Raw genomic sequence first — 15,702 nt, 5'->3', positions numbered from 1 at the left:
GCCTTGACGAGTGGGGGGCAGCGGAGCGTCCCGACTGCTGGATATGGTCACCGATCGCTTAGCTCTTCATTGCAGGGGGATATGTAACGTGAACGAATCGGTCTTGATGAACGATGTTCACCCAGCTCGGATCTGCGGCCGACTAGGCGCTGTCAAGCGCAATGGAAATCGCGGTACGTTCCACGTTTTGAAACTTGCTAGGCACAAGATGATCTATGGATGGCGCTGTGTCAATCACTTCTAATTTCGGCGTCGAGGAAATGAAACGTCATTCCCTGTATCAAGTCTGGCGGAAGCAGCTGACTGGTGATGACTAGCTCGCAAAGTAACAGAGTATATAGCGGGTTGCACTGTTCCTCGAGGAACAAGGATCGGTGTTGGGAGTTTCTCGGCGCGTATCAAAATGTCGCGGCAACTTATTTAATTGAAAACATGTGAACCGGAAGTTGGGTGATGGGACGCGCCGCCGTGGGCAATGAAGCGGAATGTCTAGGGTGCGTTGGCGTTCTTGGGAGGGGGTAGGACTTTCAACGATCCTTCAGGAGTAGCCAACGAAACAACTCGAACATTGTTACTTATCCGCCCTCGAAACCAGGAGTCCGATAATTAATGTTGTGCGTTCACTGTTGGCGTCGGGCGGCTTCAGGCTCAGATTAGATCTTTATATTGCAGAGTCACTTTGTCGCTATCGAGTATGGTAAACGCTGGTTAGCAGTACGCAGAGGGGCCCTTTATCCTCGTAGCTCAGTACTCTCGTCAGGGGTCATGGGTCTATTGGCGCTGATAGCAACACCCGGAAGCGCCGAGAGATAGCAGAATTGCGCTACGGAAGAACGCGAGATGCGCACTCGTGCCTATGCGTCGCTCACTGCTCGTCTTCCGCGTTGTGCCCAGTCCCAGGGGCAATACCGGGTTCAGGTGCGAAGTAGTCGACAGATGCCACAGCTTCAGGGAAGAACCCGAAAGACCCGCCCTCATGTACATGGCCGTGTTCCAGGTCCTCGTCGCTGTGTTCAGGGTCTGCAGTGCCGCCGAGTAGATTGCGAGTCGTATCGGCCTGATTGCTCATGAGTTCTTCGGCCGCATGTATAAGGTGCGAGTCCGAGGGATCTATACCCTCTGCCGCGGCAAGCAAGACGCTGCGGCGGATGAGCTCCTTGATGAAGGAGGCCGTCGTTCCATCGATCCTCTCGGCTACCTCATGGAAGGTCTCCTCCGACGCGTGGACGTGCTTTCCGTAGAGATGTAGTAGAGAAAGTCTTCCGTCACGGTCGGGCCGGGGTATCTCGACCGCAAGATCGATGCGACCGGGGCGCTGGACCAGCGCACGCTCAAGTGATTCGACGCGGTTTGTGGTGAGCAGGAACGTCACATCGGCATCTGGATCCAGCCCATCCATGGCATCAAGAACTTCAAAAAGCAGTGGCTGCGGACCGTGTCCGAAAGAACGGTCTTCGGCGATGAGATCGCAATCTTCGAGCACTACGAGTGAGGGCTGAAGAGCACGAGCCATGGCAGCTGCCTCGCTGACTAGTGCAAGTGAATTTCCATTGAGAAGAACGACCGTATGGTCCTTGGCGGCGGAGGTCAGATAGCGTACCGTATGGGTTTTGCCGGTTCCTGGAGGGCCATATAGCAGTACGCCGCGCTTTAGATGAATTCCGCGGTCCCTAAGGAAATCACGGTGCTTACCAATGCCGAGGACTTGCTCATCGATCCGTTCGCGCGTGCCGGAGGGAAGCACGAGCTGGTGGGGCTGCATATTGCCACGGTGATGGAACGTCACTCCGGCGTTCGTGCTGCCATATTCGGAGGGCTTGAAGGTGATGACGTGGCCGCGATAGATGCTGGTGGTGCGCAGCCCTACTCGGAACTCGTTGATGAAGCTGTCCACGGATACTTGGTCGGGGCTTACGATCTCAAGGGAGTTATTAGAGCGCCCGAAGCGTTCATTGGCCGTGCGAATCAACACGGCCATTGGTGTGCCGCGGTAAGTGAACAGATGCATTCCCATGGACAAAAAGCGGCGTTGCTCGTCTGGGCCTACGGCCATGGAAATGTAGTCAGGTTCGCCGATGAAACCGACGGGACCGGAGGATTCCAGATGATCTGCCAGCTCCATGTGGTGACGTTCCCTGCCCGCAAATCCGATGAGCTTTGCGTTTGGATCGCGGCCCACGATGTCATCAAGGACGATATTCGCATCTGCGAGCCGATGGGCGCTGAAATTCTCAGTCAGTACCGGCACGGTCGATGGCTCCGCGCCAAGAAACTCCCTGAGGACGGGCACGAGCCGAGGGCTCTCCGACTCCGGTTGATGGTTGAGAACCAGGCGGGATAAGCGAACGAAGGAATCGGCAAACGACGTCAGGTTTTCATCCATGGGCCGAGGCTATCAGGGATAGTACATTCTGTGGACCGACAGGCCGGAACTATTTCCTGACAAGCGGATAATCAGTTTGACCGGAGAGAATGGAACGATGGAAGCATGAGCGATTCAACATACTCATCATTGCCAGCGATAAATCATCTGGCTGCGCAGCAGTTGTGGGAGGAATATTTGGCCGCTTTCGACGGCGCCGAACGTCCAAGGGAATACACGGCCGAGTGTTTCGGGGATAGCCCGGAGTTAGCCGACGAGCTGTTGCATGCCGTGAGCCACGGGGCCAAGCGGGCTACCTCTTCACTGGAGATCGAGTACGCGCAGTTCGATGAACCGCTGCCCGAGGTGGGCCGTTATTGGATGATTTGCGACGGCCGTGGTCAACCGCAGCTCATTACGCGGGTCTCGTCCGTGGAGAAACGCAGCTTCTATGACGTAGACGCCGATTTTGCCGCCGCGGAAGGCGAAGGGGACTTGTCGCTGGAGTATTGGCGCCGCGAGCATGAAGCATTCTGGCGTCGCACCCAAGGTTCCATGGGTAATGAATGGTCTCCCTCAGATACTGACAAGCCGGGGCACAAGGTGATCATGGAGCGCTTCGAGGTTTGTTGGCCGCTGAAGTTCGCGCACTAGGCGAAAACAACAATGCCGCGGCCCCTTCTCCTTGGAGAGGGGTCGCGACATTTATTTTGATTCGCCGGGTGGCGGGCTTCAGTTGAAGCTAGACGCCCAAAGTTTCGCGCAGGCGTGCCACGTGCCCCTGGGCGTCAACGCCGTATTCAATGTGGCTGATGGTGCCTTCGGCGTCGACGACTGCGGTCGAGCGCAGGGTGCCGACAATGGTGTTGCCGTTGATGTTTTTCTCGCCGTATGAGCCGTAGGCCTTGGCGACATTGTTGTCCGGATCGGACAGTAGCGGGAAGTTCAGCGACTCATCGGCGGCGAACTTGGCGATGTCTTCCGGCTGGTCAGGCGAAATTCCCAGCACGGTGTAGCCGGCGCCCTGCAACGAGTTGAGGTTATCGCGGAAGTCGCAGGCCTCGGTGGTGCAGCCGGGAGTGGCGGCCTTCGGGTAGAAGTAGACGATGACGTTCTTGCCGGCCTGATCTGCCAAGGAGACGGTGTTTCCGTTGGCGTCCTGCAGGGAGAAATCCGGGGCTTTCTGGCCGACGGTCAGCGGGGTGGAGTACTCGCTCACTACACACTCACTTTCATATAGCGATATTTTGATTCCATTCTAGGACGCTAGTGGTGTGATTTCTAGTGTACGGCGCTGACCGACGAGTTTCCCGAGCGGCTAGCGCTCGATGGCCCTGTGCGTCCTGACGGCATGGAACCGTGCGGGCGCACAGGGCGCCATCGCGCTAACCCATGGATTTCGCCCCGTCCAGCGATTCGCGGATGATGTCCGCATGCCCGGCGTGCTGGGTGGTTTCGGCGATGATGTGCAACAGGGTGCGGCGCACCGACCAATGGGTGCCGGTGAACCAAGGTGCCTGCGGCAATTCGTGGACTTGATCCAGGTCCACCGTGGCGAGCAGTTCGTCGGTGGCGGCAGCGACCTCGTCGTAGCGCTGCAGTAGCCCTGCAAGCGTTTCGTCCGCGTTCATCCGGAACTCTTCGTGGAAGGCTTCCATCATTTCCTCGGTGATCGTGCTGAAACCCATGCCGTCCCAACCCATTGCGGCACGCCCCTGCACGATGAAATTGCGCCACTGCTCCTCCACGCCGGTGACGTGTTTGATCAGACCGCCGAGGGTCAGCGCGCTGGCGGTGGTGCGCAACCGGGCCTGATCATCGCTCAGCTCTCGGGTGGTGAACTTCAGAAAATGCCGCGCATTGGCCAGAGCCTGGTGCAGGTCTGCGCGTTCGCCGGTCAGCGTGGTATCTGGGGTGACCATCGTGGTGCTCATGGGGTGCTCCTTGGCTTGAAGTGGCTTGGTAGGTTCAAGAGTAGAAGCAATAAGTGTCAGTTTTTGTCCTCAATAAGAGGAGAATATTTTCATGAGCTCCAGCGAACGCTTCATCCGCTTACTGTCACTACTCCAGACGCATCGTTACTGGTCCGGCGACGAGTTGGCGCAACGACTCGATGTCTCCCTGCGCACGCTACGGCGCGACGTCGAACGTTTGCGGGATCTGGGCTACCCGGTGCAGGCCGAACGGGGAGTGGGCGGTGGCTACCAGCTGGCCGCCGGTGCGGCCCTGCCGCCACTGGTGCTCGACGATGATGAAGCCGTCGCACTGGTGGTGGGCCTGCAGTCCGCCGCCCACGCCGGGGTGAGCTCGCTTGCCGAGGCATCGGTGCGCGCGCTGACCAAGGTGGTTCCGGTGCTCCCGGCCCGGTTGCGCAAACAGGTCCAGGCCCTAGCCACGGCGACGGTGCCGTTGGGGTCAGGCGAACCGGCTCCCGAATTCGCCGAACCCGAAGCGCTCGTGGTTTTCGCACAGGGCTGCCGCGACCGTGAGCGCATCTCCTTCGACTACGTCGACGCCCGTGGCGGTGCCACCTCCCGACGGGTGGAACCGGTCAACCTCGTCAGTGTGGCCAACCGGTATTACCTGGTTGCCTTCGACCTCGACCGGCAAGATTGGCGCAGCTTCCGCGTTGACCGGGCCCGAGACGCCAAGGCGCAGACATTACGTTTCACGCCCCGGCCGATCCCCGGCGGGGATGCGGCCGAGTTCGTTCGGCGTGGGCTTCGCGGCAGCGAGCGCCACGAATGCAGCGCGGTGATCCACGCCCCGACCGGCGACGTACGGCGCGCCATTGGACGCTGGTTTGAAGTTGAAGAGCTCGGCGCGGAATCCTGCCGGGTGCGAGCCGACACCAACGACCTGCGCTGGGCCGCGTTTGCGCTCGCTAGCACCGCCGCGGAACTTAGCGAGGTACGCCCCGCCGCCTTGGTCCAGATGCTCCACGAATGGTCGGCTCGACTGGCCCGGGCCACCGCCGACTAGCTGGTCACGGACGTGCCTCGTGGTGCCGAAAGCTTCCATAGCCCCCAGGAAACCAACCACACTGCGAGGAACAGGCCGGCGGTGATCAGCCCGAAGTACTCCAAATCAATGCCGGCCACCATGGAAATCACCCGGACTGGCTCGCCACGCAGGGTTTCGACGAGCCCGCCGAGCACCACCGCGGCCACCGCGAAGGCCACGAACACGGAGAAGGTGGTGACCACCAGCGCATACCCGGCCCGGCGGACCGGTTCCTTATGCGCCCAGCGGTAGACCCCGCCCATGGCCAGACCGTTGAGGCTGTCGCAGGTCACCATGCCCGCGGTAAAGAGCAACGGCAGGCACAGCATGACGTACCAGGGCAGGGCGAGCGCCGCACCGCCGGAGATGACCAACAGGCCGATCGTGGCCGCGGTGTCGAAGCCCAGCCCGAAGAGCAAACCCAGCGGGTAGAGCTTGGCCGGCGAATCAACCTTTCGGGCCAAGGGCTCGATTACCCGAGCCAGCACACCACGTTTGGACAATGCGGTTTCCAAGCCCTGGGCGGTGTCCGCCCCGGAGCGCAGCGCCCGGATCGACCGGACGAGCTGCACCAGCGAGAGAAGATTTATCAGCCCGATAACCATCAGGAAGCTCCCGGCGACAGCCGGGCCCCAGACTCCGGTGATGTGCAGGAACAACGACTCGGGATTCTCTAGGGCCCCGGCCAAGGCAGTCGCTCCGGCGGCCAGCAGCACCATGGCACCGAGCACGACGCTCGAATGGCCCAGCGCAAACCAGAAACCGGTGCTGGCATGTGGTAGGCCCCGGCCGGAGAGGGTACGGGTGGTGTTATCAATGGCGGCGATATGATCGGCGTCGAAGGCATGGCGCACCCCCAGCAGGAAGGCGCTGGTCGCGAGCCCGGCGGTAAAGAGTTGCCCGCCGCGCAGGGCGAAGCCGTGACCGGCCACCGCGAGGGCGAAAAGTCCCCAGGCCACGAGATTCAGTGCCAGAACCCCGCCCAAAACCTTGAGAACCTGATGCTTCTGGCCGGCCACCGAGCTTTGAGTCATGCTGTGCTCCTTGAATTGAAAATGTCAGTATTTGCGCAGGTCCCACCCGGTGCCGGGGAGACCGCGAGCGCGCTGATAGAGCCGACCGAGATCATCGACCAGCGCACGTAGCCGACCGGTGTCGGCCCCCAGCGCTCGGACCACCACGCCCGGTCCGGCCAACAGTCCGCAACCACTGAGTATCTGAGGTTCTGCCTCGGCGCAGAGCGCGCGAATCTCGCCAAGGAGCCGCTCATCGACGCCGAGGCCGGCAATGACCACCGAGGCGCAATGGCTCTTCGTACCCAACCAGGCGGGGTCGTCGACCGCATGTTCTCCCGGGGCGAGTAGCAGGTTTTCGTAAAGCAGCGGCGCGCCGGCAACACTTAGCCGGGTACGTAAGCGGACCTGCTCGTACCGGAAGCTTCCACCGTCCGGGGACCAGCCCGGGGTGATAATTTCGGCCCCGAAGTAGCCGGCGCTGGCATCGGCCAACTCGATCACGGTGTCTTGTTCATAGCGCGCGTGCGCGTAGGCGATCAGCTGGTCGGGGACGTTTTCCAACACCGCCCCCGAGGCCAGAGAGAAGCGCTGTTCGCTGCGTGCGGGCTCACCGGTGCTGCGATAGACCTTGGTGGCCGACTGGGTGGTCAGCAGGGTGCGGGTGCCTGCGCCGCCGTGGTATTCCAGCAGGTAGCGGTCGCCGCTGAGGTATCCGCCGCCCGGATTGACCACGGTGATGGTGGTGCGCTCCGCGGTGGGGTGGGCGCGCAGGATGCGCAGCGCTCCGCGGTGGAATTGCTGGCTCACCCGGGTGCGGCCGTCGCCCGTATTCAGTGTGGCGAGGCGCAGCGTTCCGGTTTCGGTGGCTACACCAGATCCAGCATCAGCACATCGTGGCGCAACCACTGCAGCACCGCCTCGAGCCCCTCGTCGGTTTTCAGGTTGGTGAAGCAGAAGGGCCGCTCGCCACGGAACACCTTCGAATCGGATTCCATCACCGCCAGGTCGGCACCGACGTGCACGGCCAGATCGGTTTTGTTGATGATGAACAGGTCCGACTTGATCATGCCCTGACCGGCCTTGCGCGGAATCTTCTCACCCTGGGCCACGTCGATGATGTAGATGGAGACATCGGCGAGTTCGGGGCTAAAGGTGGCCGAGAGGTTATCGCCCCCGGACTCCACGAAGATTACCTGAAGGTCCGGGTGGCGTTCCTTGAGCTCGGCAATGGCCTGCTCATTCATGGAGGTGTCCTCGCGGATCGCGGTATGCGGGCAGCCACCGGTTTCAATGCCGATGATGCGTTCGAGGGGGAGTACCGAGTTTTCCGAGAGGATTTTCGCGTCCTCGATGGTGTAGATGTCATTGGTGATCGCGGCCATGGAGATTTCGTGGCTGGCCGCCCGGGTCAGCCGTTCGATCAGCTGGGTTTTGCCGGCGCCGACCGGGCCGCCGATGCCAATGATTACCGGGTCGTTCATCGTGGGTCCTGCTTTCAACTAGTGGTGTGGCTGCTAACTCATGAACATGCGCATGGACTGGTGTTCGTGACGCAGCTGGGCGATTTCAAGTCCGGGGGCCGCGCTGCCAAACTCCCGCTCGTCCAGCGTGCTGGCTTTCACCGCGGCCGCCGCGATGGCCGGACGCAGGGCACTGAGCACCCGCTGGCCGGCCAACTGCCCCAGCGGTATGGCGCGTACGGCGTTCTGCACCAGAGTGGTCACCGAGGAATGCAAGAACACCTGCACCAGAACGGTGAAGTCCAGACCAAGGTGCTTGCCGAACAGGGCGAAGCCCAGTGCGAAGTGTTCGGGCCACTGCAGCGGTGCGGTGCCGAGGGTGCCGTCGAGCTGTGGGGCGAGTTTGATCAGTTGCGCGCCCATGCGGCGATTGGCCAGCCGCACCTGAGGCGCCACCGTGGCCGCCGCCAGCAGTGCGTGTACCCGAGCGGGATCTTGCCCCTCGTAGATCCAGCGCATGGCCAAGGCCTCCGAGCACAGCAGCTGGGTCTCCAAGTAGCTACGCAGCCAGCGCTGCAGCGACTCTTCATCGCCGATGAGCCCGGCGACGATCGGGGATTCCAGGCCGAAGGAGTGGCTGAAGGCCCCGGTGGGCAACGCCGAGTCGGCCAACTGCAGCACCAGCGAGAGCTCTTCGCCCTTAGTGGGTGTGTTCGGCATGGCGGAAGGGCACCGGCATTACTCGGTCGGTTCGTTCATACGGCACCGCGTGCGCATCGAGAAAGTCGCAGACCGTGTGGTCGTATTGCACCACCATCACCTCCGCGCCATAGGCCGAGTCGGGGCCGAAGAACTGCGCCTGCAGGTGCCGGTTGCCTAAGGAGTGCGCGGTGAACAAGGCCTGCTCGATACTTCGCGGGCTGATCACCAACACATCGGTGGGTAGCAGTTTCACCGCCACCAGCCCCTTCTCATCGCGGTGCAGAATATCGCCGTCACGCAGGTCGCGGTGACCTCCGGGCAGACGTAACCCTAGCTCGCGGTCGTGATCGGTGCGTAGCCGTTGGATGCGTTTGGTCAGTTGCGCGCCGGAGAGCAACACATATTCGTGGTGTAGCTGCGCCAGTTCCTGTGCCTGCGCCTCATCCAGTTCGTACAGGTTGCCCTGCAGGGAATCGATCAACATAACAAGTCCTTCCTAGAACAGGAAATAGCGTTGGGCCATGGGCAATTCGACGACCGGTTCGCAGCCGACCGGCTCGCCATCCACACGTACCTGATAGGTTTGCGGGTCCACCTCGAGATGGGCGGTGCTGTCGTTGAGTTTCAGGTCCTGCTTGCGAACCTCGCGGCACCCCGACACCGCCCGGATTCTGCGGCGCAGCCCGAGCCTTTCCGGGACCTGAGCCTCGATGGCGGCCTTCGGCAGAAAGGTGATGGCCGCTTCGGCCATGGTCGTGCCGTATTCGGCGAAGGCCCCACGCAGCAACTGCGGCTGCGGGGTGGGGATGGAGGCATTCGCATCACCCATCACCGAGTTCAGGATCTGACCTCCCTTGATCACCAGATCCGGCTTGACCCCGAAGAAGGCCGGTTCCCAGAGCACCAAATCGGCGAACTTCCCGACCTCGATGGACCCCACCGTGTCGGCGATGCCTTGGGCCAGGGCGGGGTTGATGGTGTATTTGGCGACGTACCGGCGAATCCGGAAATTGTCGTTGGCCGCGGAGTTCACCCCCGACTCGTCGATCGCCCCGCGCCGCCGCTTCATCGCATCGGCCAGTTGCCAGGTGCGGGTGACCACTTCGCCCACCCGTCCCATGGCCTGCGAATCGGAGGACATGATCGAGAAGATCCCCAGATCGTGCAGCACGTCCTCGGCCGCAATGGTTTCGGGGCGGATCCGCGAGTCGGCGAAGGCCATGTCTTCGGGAATATCCGGGTTCAGGTGGTGGCAGACCATCAGCATGTCCAAATGCTCTTCGGCCGTATTCACCGTGTAGGGGATCGTCGGATTGGTGGAGGCCGGCAGCACGTTCTCCCGCGAGGCTAGCGCGATAATATCCGGTGCGTGTCCGCCACCGGCCCCTTCGGTGTGGAAGGTGTGGATCACCCGGCCGGAAATGGCTGCCTCGGTGTCCTCGACAAAACCGCATTCATTGAGCGTGTCGGTGTGGATGGCGACCTGCACGTCGTATTCGTCGGCCACGCGCAATGAGGTGTCGATGGCCGCATGGGTTGCGCCCCAGTCCTCATGAATCTTCAGCCCAATCGCCCCGGCACGGATCTGCTCGGCCAGCGGTTCGGTGGCCGAGGCGTGGCCCTTACCGAGAAACCCGAGGTTGACCGGCAGCCCCTCGGCCGCCTGGAGCATACGGGAAATATGCCACGGGCCCGGGGTGACCGTGGTGGCCTTGGTTCCCTCGGCCGGGCCGGTGCCACCGCCGATCATGGTGGTGATGCCGTTCTGCACCGCGGTGGGAATCTGGGTGGGGGAGATGAAGTGAATGTGGGTATCGATGCCGCCGGCGGTGAGGATCTTGCGCTCGCCGGCAATGATCTCGGTGGACGCGCCGATCACAATATCCACCCCGTCTTGGATGTCCGGGTTACCGGCTTTTCCGATGGCGTGAATATGTCCGTCGCGTAGCCCGATGTCGGCCTTGTACACCCCGGTGTAGTCGATGATCAGCGCGTTGGTGATGACGGTGTCGGCGATCTCGGCGGCGCGAGGCAACCGCCCGTTGTGGCCCATACCGTCGCGGATCGTTTTGCCGCCGCCGAAGACCACCTCCTCGCCGTACACGGTGAGGTCGTCTTCAACCTCGGCGAAGAGCTCGGTATCGGCCAACCGAACCTTATCGCCGGTGGTGGGTCCGTAAAGTTCGGCATACTGCCGGCGCGGGATCGAGAGCCCTTGAGGCTTCTTATCCGGCACGACGGTTGCCGGAAGTGGCCCGTCGGTGAGCGAGCGTAGGCCGTAGACTTCGCGGCCTCCGGCCAAGACCACGAGACGTACTTCGCGCCGATCGCCCGGTTCGAAACGCGCGGCCGTTCCCGACGGAATATCGAGTCGGTAGCCGGTGGCTGCCTCCCGATCGAACTCGAGCGCACGGTTGGCCTCTGCGAAGTGAAAATGCGAACCGACCTGTACCGGACGATCGCCGGTATTGCAGACCGTCACGGTCACCCGGGGACGCGATGCATTGAGCTCGACGTGCCCCTCGGCCGGGATGAGTTCTCCGGGGATCATGCCGCGCTCCTGATCGGGTCGTGGACGGTGACCAGTTTGGTTCCATCCGGGAAGGTGGCCTCCACCTGTACGTCGTGAATCATTTCGGGGACCCCGTCGAGCACATCGTCGGTGGAGAGAATGGTGGTGCCAAATGACATCAGCTCGGCCACCGACTTCCCGTCGCGCGCGCCTTCGAGCAACTCATAGGTGATGATGGCGATGGCTTCGGGGTAATTCAAACGCAGTCCCCGTTGCTGCCGGCGGCGGGCCAGATCGGCCGCCACCACGATCATGAGCTTCTCTTGCTCCCTGTCAGTCAATCGCATAATCGTTGAGCTTAGTAACGATGTGTTTCACGCATGTTGCGACTATGTCACTGGCTGGCAACGTCTTGGCATGAATCGCCTGTGCGACCGCTTAACCGAGGCTTTACTTGGTGAGTTGCAATTTACGAGCTGGTTACATGACTAACGCGGCCCGTGAAACATGTGATTTTTAGGCTGGAGCCATGACAGTGACAAATCAGCCACAGCACGCAGCTCCGGTAGCCGCCAGCACCTCCACACAGGGGCAGATGAATGCGGCCAAGGAGTCCTTGGAGGACTACACTCTGCGCTTTGCCCCGCGTTCCTACCGGAAGTGGGCACCGGGAGTTGTCGCCACCAGCGCGCTCGGTGGGATCGCTTACCTAGCGGACTTCTCCATTGGCGCGAATATTGCCCTGGCCCACGGGACGGCCAGCGCGATCACCGGCGTGCTGATCGCCGCACTCATTATCTTTGTCACCGGCTTTCCACTGGCCTACTACGCGGCACGCTACAACCTCGACCTGGACCTGATCACCCGCGGTTCGGGGTTTGGCTATTACGGTTCGATTGTCACGAACGTCATTTTCGCGACCTTTACCTTTATTTTCTTTGCCCTGGAAGGCGCCATCATGGCACAGGGGCTGGAACTCGGGCTGGGTATTCCCAAGCCGCTGGGCTACGCGCTCTCTACGTTGCTGGTCATTCCGCTGGTCGTGTACGGGATGAAGACCTTGGCCAAGCTACAGGTGTGGACCACACCGTTATGGCTGGTGTTGATGGTCGTCCCGCTGGTGTATCTGGTTGCCTCCCACCCGGAATCGGTGGACAGGTTTCTAAGCTACGCCGGCGAACAAGGAACCGGCGGAGGGGTGAACTTCGCCTCGGCCATGCTGGCCGCCGGTGTTTGCCTCTCATTGATGGCTCAGATCGCCGAGCAGATCGACTACCTGCGCTTCATGCCGCCGAAGACCGCGGCCAATGCGCGCAGTTGGTGGACCGCGGTCATCCTCGGTGGTCCGGGCTGGGTTATTTTCGGTGCGATCAAACAGATCACCGGCATGTTTATCGCCGTGTATCTGATTGCCACACTGGATCCGCAGGCCTCGGCCACGGCTAACGAGCCGGTCCACCAGTTCCTCGGTGTCTACCGTGAGATGATGCCCGCGTGGCTGGCGATGAGCCTAGCCGTGGTGCTCGTGGTGATCTCGCAAATCAAAATCAACGTCACCAACGCCTACTCGGGATCCCTGGCGTGGACGAACTCCTTCACCCGCGTGACGAAAACCTACCCGGGGCGTATGGTCTTCGTGCTGGTGAACCTCGGCATCGCCCTGGTGTTGATGGAAGCGAACATGTTCGACTTCCTCAATACCGTGCTGGGCTTCTACGCCAACTGCGCCATGGCGTGGGTGGTCACAGTGGCTAGTGACATCGCCATCAACAAGTACCTACTTAAGCTCTCGCCAAAGGTCCCCGAGTTCCGCCGCGGCATGCTCTACGCCGTCAACCCGGTGGGATTCATCTCGATGTTGCTCTCCGCGGTCGCCTCGATCGCCGTCTTCTTCGGCCTCTTCGGTCCGCAGTTGCAACCCTTCAGCCCACTGGTGGCCGTGGCCTTGGCGCTGTTCTTGCCGCCGATTCTGGCAGTGGCCACCAAGGGGCGGTACTACCTGCGACGGGGCGACGACGGAATCGAGATTCCGTTGCTGGATGCCGAGGGCAACCCCAGCGATGAGCAGTTGACCTGCTGTGTGACCGGGCTGAGTTTCGAACGCCCCGATATGGTGGCCTCTGCGGTGCCCGGCCCAAACGGCGAGAGACAGTACATCTCTTCCTTGGCGCTGGCTACCGACCGCACCGGTGAACACCTGCTACCGGCAGATCCGCCAATTCGTTAGATCGTGAGCCATGGGTAGCGACCGGACGTGCTTGATCCCTAGCGGAACAATTCCCGAAGCTGCTCGATGATGGTATCGGTGAGGTGCGGGAGTTCTTCGGAAAGGACGGCTAGTGCGTCACTGAAGCTGCTCTGGGTCAAGGCGAGCAGTTCTAATAGTTGTTCCATAAAGGGGCTCCGATGATGGGGTAGTTGATTGGCTAATCAGACGGTGCACAACACGTAACTGACGACCTCTTCACAGCGTGAGAGGCAACAAAATCACCGTAGCATCAACCGTGCGGTAGCGGGCGTCGGTGACCTCTGACTAGTCTCATCCGGCTCCTTGCCCGCAATCCCGGTTGAGCTCCGGGCCGCGAGTTCGGCGCAGAAGACGTACTGCGTCGACCGGGGCTGGCCGCTGGCAACTTTTCATTCCCCGCTTCTTCAGGGGAATCCATCTGGCGCGCCCTAGCGGTGGGTCTAGAGCGGTGACAGACTGGAAGCCGTGGCATGTGATCCATGTCGCTGGACTAGAAAGGATGTGCCGATGACTTCCCCCAAGCCCTTAGACCGCGACACCATCGTTGACCGCCTGAAAGAGCTGCCCGACTGGCGGTATGTGGACGGCGCGCTGCGCACCGCTTATAAATTCAACTCTTCGCGCGTGGCCACCTCGCTCTTCGTTGCCGTGGCGGCAGCCGCCGAGGATGCGAACCACCACCCAGATGTCGACTGGCGGTACGATATGTTGTTCGTGGCGCTCAGTTCCCACGATGCCGGCGGAGTGACCGACCGCGATCTGAACCTTGCCGCCACCATCTCCGAGAAGGCCAAGGCTGCCGAGGCCAAGGTGCGTCTGGAACTGGTGCGCACCATGGATATCTGCATCGACACCGATGACCCCGAACCGATCGCCGAACTGTGGCGCGAGGCCCTGGGTTATGTGCGCGACAAATCCGGCGCTCTCGTGGATCCCCATGGTCGATGCCCGGCGGTATGGTTCCAAGTCACGCCCACGCCAAATACCAGCCGCTTGCATATGGATATCAATATGCCGGTTTCACACGCGGCGGTTAAACTCGAGCAGGCCGAGAAGCTTGGTGGGGCGTTGGGCCATGTCGGAACCCCGAGCTGGACGGTCGTGACCGATGCGCAGGGCAACCGGTTCTGTTTTTGTACCGAGGCGCCGCATGAGCAGTAGGTGATTGGTTCGGTGCTCCGCGCGACCGAGAATTGGGCGTAACGGTTTCCTTTCGGGGCCCGGAAGGCGTATCTTGTGAGTGGGAGCACATTTCCACCAACCGGAAGCAGAGTTTCACCGAACGAAAGGATGAGCGAATCGTCATGAACGACCTCATTGACCTGTCCAGCCCTCGTGAATTCGTCGGCTATGGCCGCCACACCCCGGATCCGCAGTGGCCGGGCGGCGCCAAGCTCGCCGTGCAGTTCGTGGTCAACTACGAAGAGGGCGGCGAAAGCAACATCCTGGACGGCGACGCAGCCTCCGAGTGCCTGCTCTCCGAAATCGTTGGTGCGGCTCCTTGGCAGGGTCAGCGCAACCTGAACATCGAGTCCATCTACGAGTACGGTTCGCGTTCCGGATTCTGGCGCCTGCACCGCATGTTCACCGACCTAGATCTGCCCGTCACCGTGTACGGCGTTACCACCGCCATGGCGCGTAACCCCGAAGCCGTCGCCGCGATGAACGAGGCCGGCTGGGAAATCGCCAGCCACGGCTACCGCTGGTTGGAATATAAGGATGTTCCCGAAGAGGTCGAGCGCGCCCACATTCGTGAGGCCGTCCGCCTGCACACCGAGGTCGCCGGTGAGCGCCCCTACGGTATCTACCAGGGCAAGCCATCGGATAACACCCTGCGCCTCGTGCAGGAAGAAGGCGGATTCCTCTACTCCGCCGACAGCTACGCCGACGATCTGCCGTACTGGGTCAGCACCGACGAGGGTAAGCCCTTCCTGATCGTTCCTTACACCCTCGAAGCCAACGACATGCGCTTCGCGACCGCCCAGGGGTTCAACTCGGGCGACCAGTTCTTCAGCTACCTCAAAGACACCTTCGACACCCTCTACCAAGAGGGTCAGGAGGGTGCGCCGAAGATGATGTCGATCGGTCTACACTGCCGTCTAGTGGGTCGCCCGGGCCGTGCGGCCGCATTGCGCCGCTTCCTGGAGTACGTCAAGTCCCATGAGGACATCTGGGTTACCCGCCGCGTGGACATCGCCCGCCACTGGCACGAGAAGCACCACCCGGAGAACGCCGCACGCTAAAGCCAGCGCAACGACTCCCGGAGATGACAGCGTGACTGTCGTCTCCGGGAGTCTTTCGTTAACAAGCATTCGTCAGAGGGTGAGGTGGGCGAATAAAGCTGTGTGGAGGCGCCGTGCGGTCCGCGCGGTCCAGTCGATATTAAATCCGCCGATAAG

The 15,702-nt window shown here is 61.5% G+C and carries 16 protein-coding genes; 5 read left to right on the top strand and 11 right to left on the bottom strand.

The window, feature by feature from the left end:
* Window positions 1-865: 865 nt before the first annotated feature.
* Complete coding sequence (locus tag ACJD00_RS15020) at window positions 866-2,383, bottom strand: AAA family ATPase (RefSeq protein ID WP_418907696.1); 1,518 nt, start codon at window positions 2,381-2,383, stop codon at window positions 866-868.
* 105 nt (window positions 2,384-2,488) lie between these two features.
* Between ACJD00_RS15020 and ACJD00_RS15015 the strand changes: the two genes are divergently transcribed.
* On the top strand, window positions 2,489-3,016 hold the full coding sequence (locus tag ACJD00_RS15015; RefSeq protein ID WP_418907695.1) for an ASCH domain-containing protein: 528 nt from the start codon (window positions 2,489-2,491) through the stop codon (window positions 3,014-3,016).
* 88 nt (window positions 3,017-3,104) lie between these two features.
* Here ACJD00_RS15015 and bcp read toward each other — a convergent pair whose 3' ends face one another.
* Window positions 3,105-3,581 carry a thioredoxin-dependent thiol peroxidase gene (bcp, locus tag ACJD00_RS15010; RefSeq protein ID WP_418907694.1) on the bottom strand — a complete coding sequence of 159 codons (477 nt, stop codon included), beginning with the start codon at window positions 3,579-3,581 and terminating at the stop codon, window positions 3,105-3,107.
* 166 nt (window positions 3,582-3,747) lie between these two features.
* A complete protein-coding gene (locus tag ACJD00_RS15005) occupies window positions 3,748-4,296 on the bottom strand; it encodes a DinB family protein (protein WP_418907693.1) in 549 nt (182 codons plus the stop codon).
* Window positions 4,297-4,387: 91 nt separating this feature from the next.
* Here ACJD00_RS15005 and ACJD00_RS15000 point away from each other — a divergent pair, with 91 nt between their 5' ends.
* The gene (locus tag ACJD00_RS15000) at window positions 4,388-5,344 is read left to right on the top strand and encodes a helix-turn-helix transcriptional regulator (protein ID WP_418907692.1); all 957 of its coding nucleotides are present in this window, start codon (window positions 4,388-4,390) and stop codon (window positions 5,342-5,344) included.
* On the opposite strand, the gene ACJD00_RS14995 is transcribed toward ACJD00_RS15000, so the two are convergent.
* Genes ACJD00_RS14995 through ACJD00_RS14965 form a run of 7 tightly spaced genes read right to left on the bottom strand, consistent with a single transcriptional unit; the run spans window position 5,341 to window position 11,402 of the window.
* Window positions 5,341-6,399 carry a HoxN/HupN/NixA family nickel/cobalt transporter gene (locus tag ACJD00_RS14995; RefSeq protein ID WP_418907691.1) on the bottom strand — a complete coding sequence of 353 codons (1,059 nt, stop codon included), beginning with the start codon at window positions 6,397-6,399 and terminating at the stop codon, window positions 5,341-5,343. The genes ACJD00_RS15000 and ACJD00_RS14995 overlap by 4 nt on opposite strands.
* A 24-nt stretch (window positions 6,400-6,423) precedes the next feature.
* Complete coding sequence (locus tag ACJD00_RS14990; RefSeq protein WP_418907690.1) at window positions 6,424-7,287, bottom strand: urease accessory protein UreD; 864 nt, start codon at window positions 7,285-7,287, stop codon at window positions 6,424-6,426.
* A complete protein-coding gene (ureG, locus tag ACJD00_RS14985; protein ID WP_309409776.1) occupies window positions 7,248-7,862 on the bottom strand; it encodes an urease accessory protein UreG in 615 nt (204 codons plus the stop codon). Before ureG ends, ACJD00_RS14990 begins: the two co-directional genes overlap by 40 nt.
* A gap of 33 nt (window positions 7,863-7,895) precedes the next feature.
* Complete coding sequence (locus ACJD00_RS14980; protein WP_418907689.1) at window positions 7,896-8,561, bottom strand: urease accessory protein UreF; 666 nt, start codon at window positions 8,559-8,561, stop codon at window positions 7,896-7,898.
* Window positions 8,542-9,027, bottom strand: coding sequence for an urease accessory protein UreE (gene ureE / locus ACJD00_RS14975; protein ID WP_309409772.1), 486 nt, complete (start codon window positions 9,025-9,027; stop codon window positions 8,542-8,544). The genes ACJD00_RS14980 and ureE overlap by 20 nt, the downstream gene beginning before the upstream one ends.
* A gap of 12 nt (window positions 9,028-9,039) precedes the next feature.
* Window positions 9,040-11,094, bottom strand: coding sequence for an urease subunit alpha (gene ureC / locus ACJD00_RS14970; protein ID WP_418907688.1), 2,055 nt, complete (start codon window positions 11,092-11,094; stop codon window positions 9,040-9,042).
* Window positions 11,091-11,402: an urease subunit gamma gene (locus ACJD00_RS14965; RefSeq protein WP_309409769.1), complete on the bottom strand. Its 312-nt coding sequence runs from the start codon at window positions 11,400-11,402 to the stop codon at window positions 11,091-11,093. The genes ureC and ACJD00_RS14965 overlap by 4 nt, the downstream gene beginning before the upstream one ends.
* 182 nt (window positions 11,403-11,584) lie before the next feature.
* Between ACJD00_RS14965 and ACJD00_RS14960 the strand changes: the two genes are divergently transcribed.
* Window positions 11,585-13,282 carry a purine-cytosine permease family protein gene (locus tag ACJD00_RS14960; RefSeq protein WP_418907687.1) on the top strand — a complete coding sequence of 566 codons (1,698 nt, stop codon included), beginning with the start codon at window positions 11,585-11,587 and terminating at the stop codon, window positions 13,280-13,282.
* A gap of 38 nt (window positions 13,283-13,320) precedes the next feature.
* On the opposite strand, the gene ACJD00_RS14955 is transcribed toward ACJD00_RS14960, so the two are convergent.
* A complete protein-coding gene (locus tag ACJD00_RS14955) occupies window positions 13,321-13,449 on the bottom strand; it encodes a hypothetical protein (RefSeq protein WP_418907686.1) in 129 nt (42 codons plus the stop codon).
* 361 nt (window positions 13,450-13,810) lie between these two features.
* On the opposite strand from ACJD00_RS14955, the gene ACJD00_RS14950 reads away from it, so the two are divergent.
* Both ACJD00_RS14950 and puuE read left to right on the top strand, forming a co-directional pair.
* Window positions 13,811-14,464, top strand: a complete 654-nt coding sequence (locus ACJD00_RS14950) for a 4a-hydroxytetrahydrobiopterin dehydratase (protein WP_418907685.1) — start codon at window positions 13,811-13,813, stop codon at window positions 14,462-14,464.
* A 143-nt stretch (window positions 14,465-14,607) separates the two neighbouring features.
* The gene (gene puuE, locus ACJD00_RS14945) at window positions 14,608-15,546 is read left to right on the top strand and encodes an allantoinase PuuE (RefSeq protein WP_418907684.1); all 939 of its coding nucleotides are present in this window, start codon (window positions 14,608-14,610) and stop codon (window positions 15,544-15,546) included.
* The last annotated feature ends 156 nt before the right edge of the window (window positions 15,547-15,702 follow it).

The organism is Glutamicibacter endophyticus, assembly GCF_048457885.1.
GTDB lineage: Bacteria > Actinomycetota > Actinomycetes > Actinomycetales > Micrococcaceae > Glutamicibacter > Glutamicibacter endophyticus.
The sequence above is the reverse complement of the archived record's forward strand: the minus strand, read 5'-3'. Positions and strand labels throughout refer to the sequence as shown.

What these genes read in the sequence shown, in the direction of transcription:
- ureE (WP_309409772.1), bottom strand. Translation starts at nt 9,027, where the DNA reads ATGTTGATCGATTCCCTGCAGGGCAACCTGTACGAACTGGATGAGGCG.
- ureG (WP_309409776.1), bottom strand. Translation starts at nt 7,862, where the DNA reads ATGAACGACCCGGTAATCATTGGCATCGGCGGCCCGGTCGGCGCCGGC.
- ACJD00_RS15015 (WP_418907695.1), top strand. Translation starts at nt 2,489, where the DNA reads ATGAGCGATTCAACATACTCATCATTGCCAGCGATAAATCATCTGGCT.
- ACJD00_RS15005 (WP_418907693.1), bottom strand. Translation starts at nt 4,296, where the DNA reads ATGAGCACCACGATGGTCACCCCAGATACCACGCTGACCGGCGAACGC.
- ACJD00_RS15000 (WP_418907692.1), top strand. Translation starts at nt 4,388, where the DNA reads ATGAGCTCCAGCGAACGCTTCATCCGCTTACTGTCACTACTCCAGACG.
- ACJD00_RS14995 (WP_418907691.1), bottom strand. Translation starts at nt 6,399, where the DNA reads ATGACTCAAAGCTCGGTGGCCGGCCAGAAGCATCAGGTTCTCAAGGTT.
- ACJD00_RS14965 (WP_309409769.1), bottom strand. Translation starts at nt 11,402, where the DNA reads ATGCGATTGACTGACAGGGAGCAAGAGAAGCTCATGATCGTGGTGGCG.
- ACJD00_RS14960 (WP_418907687.1), top strand. Translation starts at nt 11,585, where the DNA reads ATGACAGTGACAAATCAGCCACAGCACGCAGCTCCGGTAGCCGCCAGC.
- ACJD00_RS15020 (WP_418907696.1), bottom strand. Translation starts at nt 2,383, where the DNA reads ATGGATGAAAACCTGACGTCGTTTGCCGATTCCTTCGTTCGCTTATCC.
- ACJD00_RS14955 (WP_418907686.1), bottom strand. Translation starts at nt 13,449, where the DNA reads ATGGAACAACTATTAGAACTGCTCGCCTTGACCCAGAGCAGCTTCAGT.
- ACJD00_RS14980 (WP_418907689.1), bottom strand. Translation starts at nt 8,561, where the DNA reads ATGCCGAACACACCCACTAAGGGCGAAGAGCTCTCGCTGGTGCTGCAG.
- ACJD00_RS14950 (WP_418907685.1), top strand. Translation starts at nt 13,811, where the DNA reads ATGACTTCCCCCAAGCCCTTAGACCGCGACACCATCGTTGACCGCCTG.
- ureC (WP_418907688.1), bottom strand. Translation starts at nt 11,094, where the DNA reads ATGATCCCCGGAGAACTCATCCCGGCCGAGGGGCACGTCGAGCTCAAT.
- puuE (WP_418907684.1), top strand. Translation starts at nt 14,608, where the DNA reads ATGAACGACCTCATTGACCTGTCCAGCCCTCGTGAATTCGTCGGCTAT.